This window comes from Streptomyces sp. GESEQ-4 (assembly GCF_017948455.1).
GTDB lineage: Bacteria > Actinomycetota > Actinomycetes > Streptomycetales > Streptomycetaceae > Streptomyces.
This window is the reverse complement of the sequence record NZ_JAFFSU010000005.1, coordinates 311,999-329,172: the sequence shown is the minus strand read 5'-3', so window position 1 is coordinate 329,172 and position 17,174 is coordinate 311,999. Positions and strand designations below refer to the sequence as shown.

16 protein-coding genes and 1 pseudogene are annotated in these 17,174 nt (G+C 69.8%); 12 read left to right on the top strand and 5 right to left on the bottom strand.

The features are described 5' to 3' along the window. The first annotated feature begins 7 nt into the window (after positions 1-7). From efeB to KCH48_RS13555, 4 genes are all read left to right on the top strand, one after another. On the top strand, positions 8-1,294 hold the full coding sequence (gene efeB, locus KCH48_RS13570) for an iron uptake transporter deferrochelatase/peroxidase subunit (RefSeq protein WP_210573636.1): 1,287 nt from the start codon (positions 8-10) through the stop codon (positions 1,292-1,294). 70 nt (positions 1,295-1,364) lie between these two features. Next, a complete protein-coding gene (pheA, locus tag KCH48_RS13565) occupies positions 1,365-2,297 on the top strand; it encodes a prephenate dehydratase (protein WP_210573634.1) in 933 nt (310 codons plus the stop codon). Positions 2,298-2,916: 619 nt separating this feature from the next. Continuing rightward, complete coding sequence (serS, locus tag KCH48_RS13560) at positions 2,917-4,194, top strand: serine--tRNA ligase (protein ID WP_210573632.1); 1,278 nt, start codon at positions 2,917-2,919, stop codon at positions 4,192-4,194. Then, a complete protein-coding gene (locus tag KCH48_RS13555) occupies positions 4,191-4,994 on the top strand; it encodes an HAD family hydrolase (protein WP_210573630.1) in 804 nt (267 codons plus the stop codon). The genes serS and KCH48_RS13555 overlap by 4 nt, the downstream gene beginning before the upstream one ends. 484 nt (positions 4,995-5,478) lie before the next feature. On the opposite strand, the gene KCH48_RS13550 is transcribed toward KCH48_RS13555, so the two are convergent. The 5 genes from KCH48_RS13550 to KCH48_RS13530 form a co-directional block, all read right to left on the bottom strand. Beyond that, positions 5,479-5,718 carry a hypothetical protein gene (locus tag KCH48_RS13550; protein WP_210573628.1) on the bottom strand — a complete coding sequence of 80 codons (240 nt, stop codon included), beginning with the start codon at positions 5,716-5,718 and terminating at the stop codon, positions 5,479-5,481. Between the two features lie 137 nt (positions 5,719-5,855). Continuing rightward, positions 5,856-6,575: an ABC transporter permease subunit gene (locus tag KCH48_RS13545; RefSeq protein WP_210573626.1), complete on the bottom strand. Its 720-nt coding sequence runs from the start codon at positions 6,573-6,575 to the stop codon at positions 5,856-5,858. Positions 6,576-6,586: 11 nt separating this feature from the next. After that, the gene (locus KCH48_RS13540) at positions 6,587-7,498 is read right to left on the bottom strand and encodes an ABC transporter ATP-binding protein (RefSeq protein ID WP_210573624.1); all 912 of its coding nucleotides are present in this window, start codon (positions 7,496-7,498) and stop codon (positions 6,587-6,589) included. After that, complete coding sequence (locus tag KCH48_RS13535) at positions 7,495-8,403, bottom strand: ABC transporter permease (protein WP_210573622.1); 909 nt, start codon at positions 8,401-8,403, stop codon at positions 7,495-7,497. Before KCH48_RS13535 ends, KCH48_RS13540 begins: the two co-directional genes overlap by 4 nt. Continuing rightward, positions 8,393-9,382: an ABC transporter ATP-binding protein gene (locus tag KCH48_RS13530; RefSeq protein ID WP_210573835.1), complete on the bottom strand. Its 990-nt coding sequence runs from the start codon at positions 9,380-9,382 to the stop codon at positions 8,393-8,395. Before KCH48_RS13530 ends, KCH48_RS13535 begins: the two co-directional genes overlap by 11 nt. 210 nt (positions 9,383-9,592) lie before the next feature. Between KCH48_RS13530 and KCH48_RS13525 the strand changes: the two genes are divergently transcribed. From KCH48_RS13525 to KCH48_RS13490, 8 genes and pseudogenes are all read left to right on the top strand, one after another. Continuing rightward, positions 9,593-10,435: a M24 family metallopeptidase gene (locus tag KCH48_RS13525; protein ID WP_210573620.1), complete on the top strand. Its 843-nt coding sequence runs from the start codon at positions 9,593-9,595 to the stop codon at positions 10,433-10,435. Continuing rightward, the gene (locus KCH48_RS13520) at positions 10,432-12,189 is read left to right on the top strand and encodes an SDR family oxidoreductase (RefSeq protein WP_210573618.1); all 1,758 of its coding nucleotides are present in this window, start codon (positions 10,432-10,434) and stop codon (positions 12,187-12,189) included. Before KCH48_RS13525 ends, KCH48_RS13520 begins: the two co-directional genes overlap by 4 nt. After that, complete coding sequence (locus KCH48_RS13515; RefSeq protein ID WP_210573616.1) at positions 12,186-13,064, top strand: metal-dependent hydrolase; 879 nt, start codon at positions 12,186-12,188, stop codon at positions 13,062-13,064. The genes KCH48_RS13520 and KCH48_RS13515 overlap by 4 nt, the downstream gene beginning before the upstream one ends. Continuing rightward, positions 13,061-14,047 carry a MerR family transcriptional regulator gene (locus KCH48_RS13510; protein ID WP_210573614.1) on the top strand — a complete coding sequence of 329 codons (987 nt, stop codon included), beginning with the start codon at positions 13,061-13,063 and terminating at the stop codon, positions 14,045-14,047. Before KCH48_RS13515 ends, KCH48_RS13510 begins: the two co-directional genes overlap by 4 nt. Positions 14,048-14,169: 122 nt before the next feature. Continuing rightward, positions 14,170-14,718 (top strand): RNA 2'-phosphotransferase, encoded by a 549-nt coding sequence (locus KCH48_RS13505; RefSeq protein WP_210573613.1) that lies wholly within the window; start codon positions 14,170-14,172, stop codon positions 14,716-14,718. A 13-nt stretch (positions 14,719-14,731) separates the two neighbouring features. Beyond that, positions 14,732-15,189, top strand: a pseudogene (locus KCH48_RS13500) (hypothetical protein). Positions 15,190-15,230: 41 nt separating this feature from the next. Further along, positions 15,231-16,133 (top strand): LLM class flavin-dependent oxidoreductase, encoded by a 903-nt coding sequence (locus tag KCH48_RS13495; RefSeq protein ID WP_210573606.1) that lies wholly within the window; start codon positions 15,231-15,233, stop codon positions 16,131-16,133. A 112-nt stretch (positions 16,134-16,245) separates the two neighbouring features. Next, positions 16,246-17,133 carry an HAD-IIB family hydrolase gene (locus KCH48_RS13490; RefSeq protein ID WP_210573599.1) on the top strand — a complete coding sequence of 296 codons (888 nt, stop codon included), beginning with the start codon at positions 16,246-16,248 and terminating at the stop codon, positions 17,131-17,133. The last annotated feature ends 41 nt before the right edge of the window (positions 17,134-17,174 follow it).

Sequence of the window (17,174 nt, the reverse complement as noted above, 5' to 3'; positions counted from 1 at the left end):
CACCATCATGGCTGACCACACGTCCATCCCTGAGGCCCGTACGCCTGACGCCCCTGACGCGGCTTCCGTCGCTCACGAGGGCGTTTCGCGGCGGAAACTCCTCGGCACCGCCGGTGCCACCGGGCTCGTCCTCGGCGCGGCGGGCGGTGCCGTGGGGTACGCGGCGGCGCCCTCCGAGGCCACGCCGCTGACCTCGCTCGGCGCCGGGCAGGCGATGTTTCACGGGAAACATCAGCCCGGCATCACCGAAGGGCTGCAGGCCCGCGGGCACCTGGTCGCCTTCGACCTGACGGCGGGCGCGGGGCGCAAGGAAGCCGCCGCGCTGCTGCGGCGCTGGTCGGAGACGGCCCGGCGGCTGATGGCGGGGGAGGCGGCGAAGCAGGACGACACGGATGTGGCGCGGGACGCCGGGCCGTCCTCGCTGACGGTCACCTTCGGCTTCGGGCACAGCTTCTTCGCCCGTACCGGCCTGGAGAAACAGCGGCCGGTCTCCCTCGACCCGCTGCCCGACTTCTCCTCCGACCACCTCGACAAGAACCGCAGCGACGGCGACCTGTGGGTCCAGATCGGCGCCGACGACGCCCTGGTCGCCTTCCACGCGCTGCGCGCCATCCAGAAGGACGCGGGCAGCGCGGCCCGCATCCGCTGGCAGATGAACGGCTTCAACCGCTCGCCGGGCGCCACCGCCCACCCCATGACGGCACGCAACCTCATGGGCCAGATCGACGGCACCCGCAACCCCAAGCCGAGCGAGTCCGACTTCGACCGGCGGATCTTCGTGCCGGCGTCCCCGTCGAAGGACCCGGAGTGGATGGCGAACGGCTCCTACGCCGTCGTACGACGGATCCGCATGCTCCTCGACGACTGGGAGCAGCTCTCGGTCAAGGCCCAGGAGGACGTCATCGGGCGCCGCAAGTCCGACGGGGCGCCGCTGTCCGGGGGCGGCGAGACGACCGAGATGGAGCTGGAGAAGACAGACGCGCAAGGGAATCTCGTCGTCCCGATCAACGCCCATGCGCGCATCACCCGGCCCGACCAGAACGGTGGGGCCGCGATGCTGCGGCGGCCCTTCTCGTACCACGACGGTTTCGACACGGACGGCGTGCCGGACGCGGGGCTGCTGTTCGTCTGCTGGCAGGCCGATCCGCTGCGCGGCTTCGTGACGGTGCAGCGGAAGCTGGACCGGGGGGACGCGCTGTCGAAGTTCATCCGGCACGAGGCGAGCGGGCTGTTCGCGGTGCCGGGTGGGGCCGCGGAGGGGGAGTACGTGGGGCAGCGGTTGCTGGAGGGGTGAAAGTGGCTTGTCCGTGGGGCTCCGGTGGGATGCGTGGGCCGTGTCACCGGGGGCCCATTAGGGTGAGGTCATGCCAGCCAGCTATGCGTATCTCGGCCCTGAAGGCACCTTCACCGAAGTCGCCCTGCGCACCCTTCCCGAGACGGCCACCCGGGAGCTGATCCCCTACGTGTCCGTGCAGTCCGCGCTCGACGCGGTCCGCGGCGGTGAGGCCGAGGCCGCGTTCGTACCGATCGAGAACTCCGTCGAGGGCGGCATCACGACCACGCTCGACGAGCTGGTCGCGGGCGCCCCGCTGATGATCTACCGCGAGGTGCTGCTGTCCATCACCTTCGCGCTGCTGGTCCGGCCGGGCACGAAGCTGTCGGACATCAAGACGGTCTCCGCGCATCCGGCGGCCCAGCCGCAGGTCCGGAACTGGCTGAAGAACAACCTCCCCGACGCGCACTGGGAGTCGGCCGCCTCGAACGCGGACGCCGCACGCTTGGTCCAGGAGGGCCAGTACGACGCCGCCTTCGCCGGCGAGTTCGCCGCCGCCCGGTACGGACTCGAGGCCCTGGAGACCGGGATCCACGACGCCGAGAACGCCCAGACCCGGTTCGTGCTGGTGGGCCGGCCCGCCCGGCCCGCGGCGCCGACCGGCGCGGACAAGACGTCCGTCGTGCTGTGGCAGCGCGACGACCACCCCGGCGGGCTGCGCGATCTGCTGGGCGAGTTCGGCACCCGGGGCATCAACCTGATGCTGCTCCAGTCCCGGCCCACCGGCGCCGGCATCGGCAACTACTGCTTCTGCATCGACGCCGAGGGCCATATCTCGGACCGCAGGGTCGCCGAGGCCCTGATGGGGCTCAAGCGGATCTGCCTCCAGGTGCGCTTCCTCGGCTCGTATCCGCGCGCCGATGTGCAGCCGGGGGATGTACGGGCTCCGCTGACGGGGACCTCGGACGACGAGTTCGTATCGGCGTCCGAGTGGGTGGCGCGCTGCCAGGACGGGCGGTTCTGAGCCCGGGTTGCGGGCGGCTGCGCCTTGGTTCCGGGCAGGCAGACGGCACGTGACGTGTGGGTTGCGGGCTGGTTTCGGCCGGTCCTACCTGCTGATTTACGTTATCCACAGGAGTTATCCACAGGCTGCCATCTCGACCTGGGGACAAGTCGACAACGGAGCGCGACTCAGTCGACAAATCGCCGTACAGCGGGCAAGTTCGTCCACAGCCCCTGCGGTCACCCTTCGTCCACCCGTTTCCTTGGGGCAATCCTTTGGGGCGACCCATTTCCACCCGAAAGTGAGCCTGGGGATGGTTTGGCTTGGGAATTCTTCGGTCGGCCTTCGGTCGGCGGAGACGATTCGGAATGATCACTTGCGACATCCACAGATCTTTCGCACAGCCTGTGGATAACTTTTCGGGGCGGTGGAGCCCTGTGGACAACAGGTCCTCCAAGTCCCGTTCCCCACAAGGAAATCGAGTCAACCGGGTGCCTGACCGGTGACCCGTTCCAGGGGGTGAGACGCCTTTTATTGACACAGGGGGCAATTCACTCATAACGCAACGTAAGGATCGGTTCGGACACCGCTCGGAATAGTGAGTCGTGTGCCGTCAGTCCGCACCGGTAGCCTTGGCCGCGTGATTGACCTTCGCCTGCTCCGTGAGGACCCCGACCGTGTGCGTGCGTCGCAGCGCGCCCGTGGAGAGGACGTCGCGCTCGTCGACTCCCTCCTGTCTGCCGACGAGCGGCGCAGGTCGTCCGGCGTCCGCTTCGACGAACTGCGCGCCGAACAGAGGGCGCTCGGCAAGCTCATCCCCAAGGCCTCCGCGGACGAGAAGGCCGAGCTGCTGAAGAAGGCGGGCCAGCTCGCCGCGGACGTCAAGGCCGCCGACGCGGAGCGCGGCGCGGCCGACACCGAGACCCAGGAGCTGCTGCTCCGGCTGGGCAACCTCGTCCACCCCGACGTCCCCGTGGGCGGCGAGGAGGACTTCGTCGAGCTCGAGACGCACGGCACGATCCGCGACTTCGGCGCCGAGGGCTTCGAGCCCAAGGACCACCTGGAGCTCGGCCAGCTGCTCGGCGCGATCGATGTCGAGCGCGGCGCGAAGGTCTCCGGCTCGCGCTTCTACTTCCTTACGGGTGTGGGCGCGCTCCTGGAACTGGCGCTGGTGAACGCGGCGATCGCGCAGGCCACGGCCGCCGGTTTCACGCCGATGCTGACCCCGGCGCTGGTCCGCCCGCAGTCGATGGCCGGCACCGGCTTCCTCGGCCAGGCCGCCCAGGACGTCTACCACCTCGCCAACGACGACCTCTACCTGGTCGGCACCTCCGAGGTACCCCTCGCCGCGTACCACATGGACGAGATCATCGACGCCGACCGCCTCCCGCTGCGCTACGCGGGCTTCTCGCCCTGCTTCCGCCGCGAGGCCGGTTCGCACGGCAAGGACACGCGGGGCATCTTCCGCGTCCACCAGTTCGACAAGGTCGAGATGTTCTCGTACGTCGCCCCGGAGGACTCGCAGGCCGAGCACCAGCGCCTGCTGGAGTGGGAGAAGCAGTGGCTGACGTCGCTGGAGCTGCCGTTCCGCGTCATCGACGTCGCGACCGGTGATCTGGGCTCCTCGGCCGCCCGCAAGTTCGACTGCGAGGCGTGGATCCCGACCCAGGGCAAGTACCGCGAGCTGACGTCGACCTCGGACTGCACCGAGTTCCAGTCCCGGCGCCTGTCGATCCGTTTCCGTGACGGCAAGCAGGTCAAGCCGCTGGCGACGCTGAACGGCACGCTGTGCGCCGTACCGCGCACGATCGTGGCGATTTTGGAGAACCACCAGCAGGCCGACGGCTCGGTCCACGTGCCCGAGGTGCTGCGTCCTTACCTGGGCGGCCGAGAGGTCCTGGAGCCGGTGGCCAAGTGAGCGCCGGCTTCCCGTATCGGCTCATCGCGACCGACCTCGACGGAACGCTCCTGCGGTCCGACGAGTCTGTCTCCCGACGCACCCGTGAGGCCCTCGCCGCGGCCACGGAGGCCGGTGCCGCGCACATCGTGGTGACCGGCCGCGCGGTCCCGTGGACGCGGCACATCCTCGACGACCTCGGCTACGAGGGCCTCGCGGTCTGCGGCCAGGGCGCGCAGGTGTACGACGCCGGGCAGCACCGTCTGCTCACGTCGGTGACGTTGGACCGGCAGCTGGCCGGGGTGGCCCTGGCGAAGATCGAGGCGGAGGTCGGGCCGCTGTATCTGGCGGCGAGCCGGGACGGGCTGAACGGCGATGTCCTGGTCGGTCCGGGCTACGCGGTCACGGGGGCGCTGCCGTCGACCCCGTTCACGGACGCGTCGGATCTGTGGGCGGCGCCGCTGAACAAGATCTACATCCAGCACCCTGAGCTGTCGGACGACGAGCTCGCGGAAGCCTCACGGCAGGCCGCCGGTGGTTTCGTCACCGTCGCCATGGCCGGCGAGGGCATCGTCGAGTTGCTGCCGCTGGGATTGTCGAAAGCGACGGGGCTGTCGCTCGCCGCGCGCCGGCTGGGCGTGAAGGCCGCGGAGACGATCGCCTTCGGCGACATGCCGAACGACGTGCCGATGTTCGGCTGGGCGTCGTACGGGGTGGCGATGGCCAACGCGCATGAGGAGCTGAAGGCCGTGGCGGATGAGGTGACCGCGTCCAACGAGGAGGACGGGATCGCGGTGGTCGTGGAGCGTCTGCTGGGTTGAGGCCGTCTGATGGCCGCGGGTTGAGTTTGGCTGGTCGCGCAGTTCCCCGCGCCCCTGAGTGAGTTCCCGCAACGGTGTCATACACCGGCCGCCGGTGCGGGCAGTCGTGCCGCTGGGGCGGCACGGGTGGGCGCAGCGGCACCTCGTGGCGCCGAGCTGCGCAGCCAACTCCGTGCGCCCCAGCGGAAGGTGCCCCCTTCGACAGGGGGCGAAAGGGAGGGCGGCCCACGCGAGAGCGACGTCGCGTGCTCGAAGCGGCCGCCCCGGGCAGCTCCCCGTGCGGAGCGGGTTCGACGGTGGGGTAACTACACCGGAACTCGCCGCGGGCTGCCCTGTCGGGAGCTGTGCGTACTGTCGTGCATGGACATCGCGCAGCTCCTCTCCCAGAACGTGGCGCCGAACTCACCGTCCGGCGTCGTGGACATAACCACTGTGCCTGTACGACGAGTTGGGCGCCACTGAATTTGGGGCGGCCGTGGGACCGCTACCGGCGCCGCCGCCTGCGCCGACGGGACTTGCTGAAGAACCACCCCGCGGGCGGCTCGTCGGACCGCCATGGCTGGGGCTCGGGCTTCTCCTTGCGCCACCGGGCGGCGAGCATCCGGGCTCGGGCAGACGGCTCGGAGGTCTCGGCGGAGCGTATGAAGTCGTCGTCCAGGACCAACTCGTCCCAGGTGTCCCCCGACTCCGGCTGTCCGCCGCCCTGCGTCGACTCTCCTGCCATCCCCGGTGCCTCCCAACCGTGCGTCCCCGTTGCGCCCAGTGTGTCCCGACAAGGGTGAAGTCCCTGTCAAAAGTTCCTGTCGATACGTTCCTGTCGGTACGTCCCTGTCGATACGTCCCTCTCCATGAGCGGCGCGGCTACTCCTCGCCCGCCAGCGTCAGCGACCGCAGCTTCTGTCCGGCGTACCAGGTGGCGAGGACGGTCACCACGACCAGCAGCACCGTGGCCGTCGTCAGTCCGACGTCCGAGGTCACCATGTCTCCGCCGGCGACCTTGTGGGCGACGGCCAGCGCCCACTGCTGGACACTGAGCGTGCGCGCGCCGGAGACCAGGGAGCCGAACAGGGCCTCCCAGACCAGGGCGTAGACGAGTCCGAACACCACCGCGTGCCGGGACACCGTGCCCAGCAGCAGGAAGAGCGCGGCGTACGCGATGGAGGCGACCAGTGCGGCGACCGTGTAGGCGACGGCGATCTGCTGGCCGTTGCCGTTGAGGATGAAGCCGGCGATCAGGGTCGGCACCGCCGAGAACACCATGGTCACGGCTATCGCGACGATCAGCTTGGTGAAGATGATCGTGGGGCGTTTCACCGGTTTGGACAGCAGATAGACGACGGAGCCGTCGTCGATCTCCGGGCCGATCGCTCCGGTGCCGGCGATGACGCCGATGATCGGCACCATGGTGGCGAGCGCGAGGCCGCCCAGCAGGTCCGCCGCGGTCTGGTCGTCCGTGCCGACCAGGACACGCACGATCACGGAGATCACGATGAGCAGTAGGGGCAGGGCGCCCAGGATGAGGGCCCGGCGCCGGCCGAGCAGGGCCCGGTAGGTGAGTCGGGCGACTGTGGGGTCGTACATCTTTCGGCCTCCTACGCCGCGACCAGATACGAGAACACGGACTCGAGGGACTCGTCGGACGGCGAGACCGTCAGCAGCCGGATGCCGTGGTCGCGGGCGACCTTGGGCAGCAGCGCGGTGAAGCGGCCGAAGTCGACGGCCTGGATGCGCAACGCGCCCTCCGCCAGGTCGACTTCGATGCCGGACGTCGACGAGTCGGAGATCAGCGCGGCCGCGAGCGCGCGGTCGTCGCTGGAGCGCACCAGGTAGCGGTGCGGGCGGTCGGTCATCAGGCGGCGGATCTTGCGGAAGTCGCCGCTGGCCGCGTGCCGTCCGGCGACGACGACCTCGATGTGGCGGGCGAGTTGCTCGACCTCTTCGAGGATGTGGGACGAGAACAGGACCGTGCGGCCCTCGTCGCCCATTTTCCGCAGCAGGTCCATCAGCTGCATGCGCTGACGCGGGTCCATGCCGTTGAAGGGTTCGTCGAGGAGCAGGAGCGAGGGGTTGTGGACCAGGGCGCTGGCCATCTTCACGCGCTGCCGCATGCCCTTGGAGTACGTGGAGATCTTGCGGTCCTGCGCGTACTCCATTTCGACGGTGGCCAGGGCCCTCTGGGCGGCCTTGGCTCCGAGGCCGTGCAATTCGGCGTTGGCGACGACGAATTCGCGGCCGGTGAGGAAGTCGTACATCGCCTCGCGTTCGGGAACGATGCCGATCTGCTTGTAGATCTGCTCGTTGCGCCAGGTCGGCTGGCCGTCGAGGGTGACGGTGCCCGTCGAGGGGGCCAGGAAGCCGGCCATCATGTTGATGAGGGTGGACTTTCCGGCGCCGTTGGGGCCGAGGAGGCCGGTGACGCCGGGGCCGATCGTCATGGTGATGTCGTTGACGGCGACCACGTTGCCGAACCAGCGGGAGACGTGGTCGATGGAGAGCGTGGTCACAGTCCGACCTTTCGGTAGCGGCGCATCAGGAGGCCGTAGCAGGCGGCGATCAGGCCCAAGGTGACGAGGACGTAGACCACGCCCTCGCCGTTGGACGGGCCGACGGCACCTGGGAAGGCCGATGAGGCTCCGAGGAACGCCGACTGCACTCCGTCGATGAGCGTGATCGGCGAGAACAGGCCGATCCAGGCGATGGCGTCGGTCGTGCCCTGTGCGTCGGCGATGGCCTGGAGCGTGGAGACGGCGCCGTAGGAGATGGTCAGGACGGCGATCACGGCGGCGATGCCGAAGCCGCGGCGCGGGGTGACCGAGGCGATGACGAGGCCGATGCCGGCGAAGAGCAGTGAGAGCAGAGCCACGGCGACGAGTCCCTGGCCGAATCCCTTGGTCTGGTCGGCGAAGTCGAGTTTCGCCAGCAGCGCGCCCACATAGAGCACGATCAGCGGGGCGGCGGTGAGGATGAACAGGGCCGAGGCGAGCGCCGCGTACTTGGCGCGTACGTAGTCGGCGGTCTCGATGGGCCGCGAGAAGTACAGCGGTACGGTCTTGAAGCGCAGGTCGCGGGAGACGGACTGGGGTGCCTGCGAGGCGACGTACAGGCTGATGACGGCCTGCATGATGATCGCGTAGCGGGTGTAGTCGACGGGCAGGTCGTTCGCCTTGGTGGCGACCGCGACGGCGACCATGATGGCCGCGGGTACGCACATCACCACGAACAGCAGCATCGGCAGCACCTTGGACTTCACCGAGCGGCCGAGGCCGTAGGAGCCGCGCAGGGACTGCGAGTACAGCGAGCGGGTGGCGTAGGAGCGGCCGAGGCGGGGGCCGTCGTAGTTGCGGTAGCCGATGTTGTGGATGCGGGTCTGGTCGCCCGGGGGTGCCGCTACGGGGTGCTCAACTGCCATGGCCGACGGCCTCCTTCCGCTGTGTGTCGGTGTCGCTGTCTTGTCGGGACCCCTCGTCCGTGAAGACCTCGGAGATGTGGTGCCTGCGCTGTTCCATGCGGATCAGACCGAGGCCGAGGTCGGCCACCACGTCGCGGACGAGGTCGTAGGTCTCCTCGCCCTGCGCGGTCAGCAGCAGGATGTGACCGGCGCCCGGCAGGCCGCTCGCCGAGTCGAGGAGCTCCACCCCGCGCGCGTGCAGCGCCTCGCGCAGCGCGCGGGTGCCGTCCGGGTGTGCGTCGGTGTCGGTGACCTCGACGGCGAGTGTCGTCGTGGTCTGGGTGAAGTCCGTGGTGGAGCTGGAGCGCAGGAGCTTGCCGCCGTCGACCACGACGACGTGGTCGCAGGTGCGCTCCAGTTCGCCCAGCAGGTGCGAGGTGACCAGCACGGAGATGCCGAAGTCGGTGTAGATCCGGCGGATCAGGCCGAGCATCTCGTCGCGGCCGACCGGGTCGAGGCCGTTGGTCGGCTCGTCCAGGAAGACCAGTTGCGGGTCGTGCACCAGGGCCTGGGCCAGCTTCACGCGCTGCTTCATGCCGGTCGAGTAACCGCCGATGGGGCGGTAGCGCTCCTCGTACAGACCGACATGGCGCAGGGTGTCCGCTGTGCGCTCACGCGCGGCGGCGGGCGGGAGGCCGGACATGCGTGCCATGTGGACGACGAACTCGGTGGCCGAGACGTCCGGCGGCAGACAGTCGTGTTCCGGCATGTAGCCGACTCGCTCGCGGATCTCGGCGCCCTTGGTGGCGACGTCGAGTCCGAGCACTTCGGCACGGCCTTCGGTGGCGGGAGACAGACCCAGCAGGATCTTGATCAGTGTGGACTTGCCGGCTCCATTGGCTCCGACGAGTCCGGTCACACCGGGCCCGACGTCCACGGAGAGCCGGTCAAGCGCGGTCACCCGGGGGAACCGCTTGCTCAGGCTTTCGGTCGCGATCACAGTCACGTGTAAGACGGTAGTGACGCAAACCACTCCGGTCGTCAGACCGGAGAGCCGTCTTGGTGTCCCTCTCGAGTATTACGGGGCCCTAAGGGTCACCCTGAGGTCGAACACAGGCCTATTGACGCAGCCTCCAACAACTGTCACATTCGCCAGTGTCAAGTTACGGACACGTACCGCGGTCAGCGTGGACAGGGTGGGCGGTGTCGGATGACGACGGCTGTTGCAGATGAACGCGCCGCGGAGCTGCGGAAGTTCCGGAAGGTGCAGCGTCTGGCGTACGAGTGCGCGGAGGCGGTCGCGGCCCGGTTGCAGCCGGGGGTGACCGAGCGTGAGGCGGCGCGGATGCAGCGCGAGTGGCTGCGTGAGCGGGGTGTGCGGGACTGGTTCCATCTGCCCTTCGCCTGGTTCGGCGACCGCACGGCGTTCGTGAACTTCCGCGTTCCGCTGCAGTTCTTCCCCACCAACCGCCGGCTCGAGCCCGGGATGCCGTTCATCCTGGACATGGCCCCGGTCTTCGAGGGCTGCACGGCGGACATCGGCTACTCCGGCTCGCTCGGCCTCAACCCCGTGCAGGACAAGCTGATGGCCGACCTGGAAGCGCACCGTGAGCTGATCCTGCGCGAGGTGCGCGAGCGCCGCCCGCTCAAGGAGATCTACGAGGACGTGGACCGGCTCATGGCCCGCCAGGGCTACGCCAACCGGCACCGCGCCTACCCGTTCGGCGTGATCGCCCACAAGGTGGACCGGGTCAAGGAGCGGCGCTGGTCGCCGCATGTGTTCGGGTTCGGCACCCAGTCCCTGAAGGGCCTGGCGAGCGACGCGCTGCACGGCCACCGCGAGGGCTGGTCGCCGCTGTGGTCGCCGTACCGCTTCTCCGACCACCCGCCGCAGCCGGGCCTGTGGGCGGTCGAACCCCATCTCGGCTTCCGGGGTACGGGCGCGAAGTTCGAGGAGATCCTGGTCGTCACCGACTCCAAGGACCTCGAGGAGAGCGCCTTCTGGCTGGACGACGATCTGCCGCATGTGCGGCGCTGGGCGGAGGACAGGTGACGGTGCTGAAGGGGGCGCGGGAGCGCCGCGTGCGGACCGGCGGGGTCGAGCTCTGCGTCGCCGAGCTGGGGGACCCGGACCGGCCGACGGTCGTCCTCGTGCACGGCTACCCCGACAGCAAGGAGGTGTGGTCCGAGGTCGCCGCCGGCCTCGCCGACCGCTTCCATGTCGTGGCGTACGACGTCCGGGGCCACGGCCGGTCCACGGCACCGCGGCCGCTGCGCGGCGGGTTCACGCTGGAGAAGCTGACGGACGACTTCCTGGCGGTCGTGGACGCGGTCAGCCCGGACCGGCCGGTGCATCTGGTGGGGCACGACTGGGGCTCGGTGCAGTCCTGGGAGTTCGTCACCGTCCAGCGCACCGAGGGACGCATCGCGTCCTTCACCTCGATGTCCGGGCCGTCCCTGGACCATTTCGGGCACTGGATCCACGCGCGCGTGAAGCGCCCCACCCCGCGCCGGGTGGGCCAATTGCTGGGCCAGGGCGCCAAGTCCTGGTACGTGTATCTGCTGCACACGCCGGTCCTGCCCGAACTGGCCTGGCGCGGCCCCCTCGGCAAGAGCTGGCCAAGCATTCTGGAACGCGTCGAGCGCGTACCCGGCGACGGCTACCCGACCTCCTCGCTCCCCAGGGACGCGGCCCACGGGGCATGGCTCTACCGGGACAACGTACGACCGAGGCTGCGCAGGCCCCGCACGGACGCCTACGCGCACGCGCCCGTTCAGCTCATCACGCCCCTGGGGGACGCGTTCTTGTCGGAGAAGCTGTACGACGGACTGGAGGAGTGGGTTCCGCAGTTGACCCGCCGCACGCTCCCCGCCAAGCACTGGATCCCGCGTTCCCGGCCCGACCAACTGACGGCGTGGATCTCCGAGTTCGTGACCGCCGTCGAGGGCGGCAGACCGCGGATGAGCGCCACGGGCAGGCACGCCGACCGGTTCGGCGGGCAGCTCGTCCTGGTCACCGGCGCGGGCAGCGGCATCGGACGGGCCACGGCGTTCGCGTTCGCCGAGGCGGGCGCGCGCGTGGTGGCCGTCGACCGGGACGCGGAGGCCGCGGCACGCACCGCCGAGCTGTCCCGGCTGATCGGCGCCCCCGAGGCGTGGGCGGAGACCGTCGACGTCTGTGACGAGCAGGCCATGGAGAAGCTCGCCGAGAAGGTCGCCTCCGAGTACGGCGTGGTGGACGTGCTGGTGAACAACGCCGGGATCGGCCTGTCCGGCTCCTTCCTCAACACCAGCCCGGAGGACTGGAAGAAGGTCCTCGACGTCAACCTGTGGGGCGTGATCCACGGCTGCCGCCTCTTCGGGAAGCAGATGGCCGAGCGCGGACAGGGCGGCCACATCGTCAACACCGCGTCGGCGGCGGCGTACCAGCCCTCCAAGGCGCTGCCCGCCTACAGCACCTCCAAGGCGGCCGTGCTGATGCTGAGCCAGTGCCTGCGCGCGGAGCTGGCCGGACAGGGCATCGGCGTGACGGCGATCTGCCCCGGCTTCGTCAACACCAACATCACCTCGACCGCGCGCTTCGCCGGGGTCGACGCCGCCGAGGAGAAGCGGCGCCAGAAGAAGACCGCCCGTCTGTACGGGCTGCGGAACTACCCACCAGAGAAGGTCGCCGACGCGATCCTGCGGGCGGTGGTGAAGAACCAGGCCGTCGTCCCGGTGACACCCGAGGCGCGCGGCGCCCACCTCATGTCCCGGTTCACGCCCCGCGCACTGCGGGCCGTCGCCCGGCTGGAGCCACCGCTATGAGCGATCACCGGTACGCCATCACTCCACGCCGCGTGTCCTTCGACTGGACCCGCACACCCCTGCACTGGATCCCCGGCGAGCCGACCGCGACCCACGTCATCAACGTGCTGCATCTGCTGCTGCCGGCGGGGGAGCGGTGGTTCGTGAAGGTCTTCAAGGAGGGTCTGCCGCTGGTGCGGGATCCCGAACTCCTGGCGGACGTCAAGGGGTTCATGGGCCAAGAGGCCACCCACAGCGTGCAGCACGCGCATGTGCTCGACCATCTCGAGGCACAGCAGCTGGACACGGCGGAGTTCACCAAGTACGTCGACTTCCTCTTCGAGCGGCTGCTCGGCGAGCGCCCACCGCTCGGCGCACCCATACCGCAGCCGGAGTGGCTGCGCTGGCGGCTGGCCGTCGTCGCGGCGATCGAGCAGTTCACGGCGGTGCTCGGCGACTGGGTGCTGGCCGCCGACGCCCTGGACCGGGCCGACGCCGACGAGGTCATGCTCGATCTGCTGCGCTGGCACGGCGCTGAGGAGGTCGAGCACCGCGCGGTCGCCTTCGACATGTACCAGCACTGCGGCGGCGCCCGCATGCCCCGCTACGCCCGCCGCCTCGCCGCTATGGCCGTCACCGCGCCGGTGATGCTCTACCTGTGGGTATGGGGCACGGCGTACCTGATACGTCAGGATCCGCAGCTCGCCGGCCGCCTGCGCTACTCCCTCGCCGGACACAACGCGGCTGTCCGCAAGGGCCTGCTGCCGACGTGGCGGGAGCTGGGTGCCGCGATACCCCGCTACTTCAAGCGGTCGTACCACCCCTCGCAGGAAGGGTCGCTGAGCCGGGCGGTCGAGTATCTGCGGAGGTCACCGGCGGCGAGGGCCGCGGCATGAGCGGGGAGGGTGCCGGAATCCCGGGGCTGCGCGCCGCAGCCGGGGCGGGGACCGCGCCCGCCTACCGGATCGATGACCTCGCGCATCTCAGCGGCGCCACGGTCCGCACCATCCGTGCCTACCAGGACCGCGGCCTGCTCCCCCGCCCCGAGCGCCGTGGCCGGGCGAACGTGTACGGCGACGCGCATCTCGCCCGTCTGCGCCAGATCGCCGATCTCCTGGACCGCGGCTACACCCTGGCCTCCATCAAGGAGCTCCTGGAGGCCTGGGACGCCGGGCGGGGCCTCGGCGGCGTGCTCGGGCTGGTCGCCGAGGTCGACGGTCCGTGGACCGACGAGGAGGCGGTACGGATCTCTCGCGCCGAGCTGGACGAGCGGTTCGGCGGCTCTCCGGACGACGCGGCGGTCGCCGACGCGGTCGCACTCGGTGTGTTGGAGCCGGTGCCGGGCGACGACGACTCGTTCCTCGTGCCCAGCCCCCAAGAGCTCGCCGTGGCCGCCGAGTTGCACGCGGCGGGGGTTCCCCTGTCCGCGATCTCAGGACATCTACGGGAGTTGAGGGGCCAGGTCGAGCACATCGCGGCCCGTTTCCTGGAGTTCACCACGGAGCACATCTTCGCCCGCTACCTGGACGGACCACACCGTCCGACCGACGCGGACGCCGCCGAGGCGGCCTCGCTCGTACGACGTCTGCGGCCGCTCGCCCGCCAGTCCGTGGACGCCGAACTCGCCCGCGCGATGCGCCTGTTCGCAGTGCGGCACCTGCGGGAGCACCTCGGCACGGGCGAGGCTCCGCACAAGAGCGATGAGACACGGTCCGTGACGATTCCGGCAGAGACAATGCGGGCCGTGGAGAAGCTCGTTGGTCCGGGGAAGGCAGCCGAGTTCATCGCGCTGGCCGCCGAACGCGAGGTGCGGGCCCGCGTCTTGGACGATCTCGCTGCAAGTGGTGCCCCGGCAGCTGATGTTGACCAAACCCCTTGAATCGATGGCTCGTTGTCCACAGAGTCGCCAATTCCCCTGTGGATAACCTGACTTGGCTGTGGATCAAACATCCGGAGTCAATTCATTCGCGTGATCCACGTCTCTCGCGGCACCCTGAAGGCATGGATGAAAGACGCACCGTGAAGGTGTCGAAGTACCTCTCCAAGCATCTGCGTCATCAGCCCGAGCGGATCGGGCTCGTACTCGACGAGGGCGGCTGGGTCGAGATCGAGACGCTGATGGCCGCGGCAGCCGCGCACGGCTTCCGTTTCACGCGGGACGAGCTGGACCACGTGGTCGCCGCCAACGACAAGAAACGCTTCGAGATCGAAGGCTCGCGGATCCGCGCCAGCCAGGGCCACAGCGTCGAGGTCGACCTCGGACTCCCCCCGGCCACCCCGCCGCCGTACCTGTACCACGGGACCGTGGCCCGGAACCTGGACGCGATCCGCGCCGAGGGGCTCCACCCGATGAACCGGCACGACGTGCATCTCTCGGCCGACCGTGAGACCGCGACCCGCGTCGGCGCCCGGCGCGGCCGCCCCGTCGTCCTGGCCGTGGACGCCGGTGCCATGCACCGGGACGGCCATGTCTTCCAGGTGAGCGCGAACGGGGTGTGGCTGACGAAGGCCGTGCCACCGGAGTACGTGAGGTTTCCCGAGCGCCACTGAACTCTCTTCCGGCATGATCAGTGGTATGGACCACCTCCCCAGCACCGAGGCCGCCGTCACCGTGCTCCGAGAGATCGCCGCCGAGTACGCGCGCGAGATCGAGGTGAGCCATGACATCGGCGCCGACCAGACCTCGCGCCGCACGGCGGCGGGCATAGGCGTCACCACCGACCCGGACGGCTCCCTGCCCCACGAGCCTACGTCGAGTTCGGCGGCTCGCCCCAGGTGAGTGTCCGCCTCTACCCCGAGGACGACGCGCTGATCACGGTCGAGGGCGTCGAGTGCCCCGACATCCCGCGCGACGACGTCCCGGCCTTTCTCCGCTCCGTCTTCGGTGGGCTCGCGTACGTCACCGCGCGCCGCTTCCCGCCCGGCTACCGCCTGGTCGTGCCGCTGCCCGGAGACCGTGTGCACAAGGAGTGGACGGAGATGATCTCCCTCCCGCCGTGGCTGAGCAGCCGTGTGCGATGACCGTTTCACGTGAAACCCCGTCGGCCGCTTAGGCTCGACGCATGAGTCTGCGTCTGAGCACTGTGATCCTCCCCTACCGCCGCTGGCACGAAGGCGGCCGTTCGGCATGGCAGCGCGCTGAGCAGCTCGGCTTCCACACCGGGTACACCTACGACCATCTGTCCTGGCGCAGCTTCCGGGACGGCCCCTGGTTCGGTGCCGTGCCCACGCTGACCGCCGCCGCGGCCGTGACCGATCGACTGCGGCTGGGCACCCTGGTCACCTCGCCGAACTTCCGGCACCCGGTGACTCTCGCCAAGGAGCTGATCTCCCTCGACGACATCTCGGGTGGGCGCGTCACGCTCGGCATCGGTGCCGGCGGTACCGGCTTCGACGCCACCGCGCTCGGCCAGGAGCCGTGGACGCCGCGCGAGCGTGCCGACCGGTTCGCCGAGTTCGTACCGCTGCTCGACCGGCTGCTGACCGAGGACACGGTGTCGTACGAGGGCGACTTCTACGCGGCGCACGAGGCGCGCAACATCCCGGGCTGTGTGCAGCGGCCCCGGCTGCCGTTCGCGGTGGCCGCCACCGGGCCGCGTGGGCTGCGGCTCGCCGCCCGGCACGGGCAGGCCTGGGTGACCACCGGCGACCCCAAGTTGTACGAGAACGGCACTCCTGAACAGTCGATTCAAGCCATTCGTGGACAGGTGGAGAAGCTCGCCGACGCATGCGCCGTCCTCGGCCGTGACGCGTCCGGGCTGGACAAGATCCTGCTCACCGGTTTCACACCGGACCGTGGCCGCCCGCTGCAGTCGCTCGACGCGTTCGTGGACTTCGCGGGCCGGCACCTGGAACTGGGCTTCACGGAGATCGTGGTCCACTGGCCGATCCCCGACTCGGATTTCGCCGCCGACGAGAAGGTCTTCGAGCAGATCGCCATGGAGGCGCCCGCACAGCTCAGCTGAGCCGTCGCCGCGACAGCGAGGGCTCGTGGGCGCAGGGGCGCAGGGGCGCAAGGGTGCAGGTGAGAGCCATCACCACTCACATGTGCGGAGTCCCGCACGGCCGTGCAGGCATATGCGGGAGAATGGCCGGGTGACCTCAGCGACCAGACAGCCCGAGACCCCGGCCACCACCGTCCCGCCGCGCCTGATCGCGACCGATCTCGACGGCACCCTGCTGCGCGACGACAAGTCGGTCTCGCCGCGTACGGTCGCCGCTCTGGCCGCCGCCGAGGAGGCGGGCATCGAGGTCTTCTTCGTCACCGGCCGCCCGGCCCGCTGGATGGACGTCGTCAGTGACCACGTCCATGGCCACGGGCTGGCGATCTGCGGAAACGGCGCCGCGGTGGTCGACCTGCACGGCGGCCCGGGCGCCCACCGGTTCGTGAAGGTGCGGGAGCTGACGCGGCCCGACGCGCTGGACGCCGTACGACTGCTGCGTGAGGCGGCGCCCGGCACGGTGTACGCGGTCGAGCAGACGTATGGCTTCCACCAGGAGCCGGACTATCCGAAGCTGCACATGGAGGTCCCGGACAACCTGGCGCCGGCCGAGCAACTGCTGGCCGCGGGCGGTCCCGGTGCCGATGAGCCGGTCCTCAAGATCCTCGCGTACCACCCCGAGATCGATCCGGATGCTTTCCTGAGCCTCGCCCGCCTCGCTGTCGGCGACCGTGCCAACGTCACCCGGTCCAGCCCCAGCGCCCTGCTGGAACTCAGCGGCCCGGGCGTCTCCAAGGCCAGCACGCTCGCTCTGTGCTGTGCCGAGCGCGGTATCTCGCACGAGGAGGTCGTCGCGTTCGGTGACATGCCGAACGACGTCGAGATGCTCACCTGGGCGGGGCAGTCGTATGCGATGGGCAACGCACACCCGGATGTGATCGCGGCCGCGTCGGGGCGGACGGTCGCCAACAACGAGGACGGGGTGGCGGTCGTGATCGAGCAGATGCTGGCGGAGCGGCTGTAAACAGGCGTCGGCTGTAACAGGCGTCGTCCAGGCGCACGCCC

Excerpts from the sequence above, each read along its gene's own strand:
- efeB (WP_210573636.1), top strand. The coding sequence starts at position 8 with ATGGCTGACCACACGTCCATCCCTGAGGCCCGTACGCCTGACGCCCCT.
- pheA (WP_210573634.1), top strand. The coding sequence starts at position 1,365 with ATGCCAGCCAGCTATGCGTATCTCGGCCCTGAAGGCACCTTCACCGAA.
- KCH48_RS13550 (WP_210573628.1), bottom strand. The coding sequence starts at position 5,718 with ATGGCAGGAGAGTCGACGCAGGGCGGCGGACAGCCGGAGTCGGGGGAC.
- KCH48_RS13545 (WP_210573626.1), bottom strand. The coding sequence starts at position 6,575 with ATGTACGACCCCACAGTCGCCCGACTCACCTACCGGGCCCTGCTCGGC.
- KCH48_RS13535 (WP_210573622.1), bottom strand. The coding sequence starts at position 8,403 with ATGGCAGTTGAGCACCCCGTAGCGGCACCCCCGGGCGACCAGACCCGC.
- KCH48_RS13525 (WP_210573620.1), top strand. The coding sequence starts at position 9,593 with ATGACGACGGCTGTTGCAGATGAACGCGCCGCGGAGCTGCGGAAGTTC.
- KCH48_RS13515 (WP_210573616.1), top strand. The coding sequence starts at position 12,186 with ATGAGCGATCACCGGTACGCCATCACTCCACGCCGCGTGTCCTTCGAC.
- KCH48_RS13510 (WP_210573614.1), top strand. The coding sequence starts at position 13,061 with ATGAGCGGGGAGGGTGCCGGAATCCCGGGGCTGCGCGCCGCAGCCGGG.
- KCH48_RS13505 (WP_210573613.1), top strand. The coding sequence starts at position 14,170 with ATGGATGAAAGACGCACCGTGAAGGTGTCGAAGTACCTCTCCAAGCAT.
- KCH48_RS13495 (WP_210573606.1), top strand. The coding sequence starts at position 15,231 with ATGAGTCTGCGTCTGAGCACTGTGATCCTCCCCTACCGCCGCTGGCAC.
- KCH48_RS13490 (WP_210573599.1), top strand. The coding sequence starts at position 16,246 with ATGCGGGAGAATGGCCGGGTGACCTCAGCGACCAGACAGCCCGAGACC.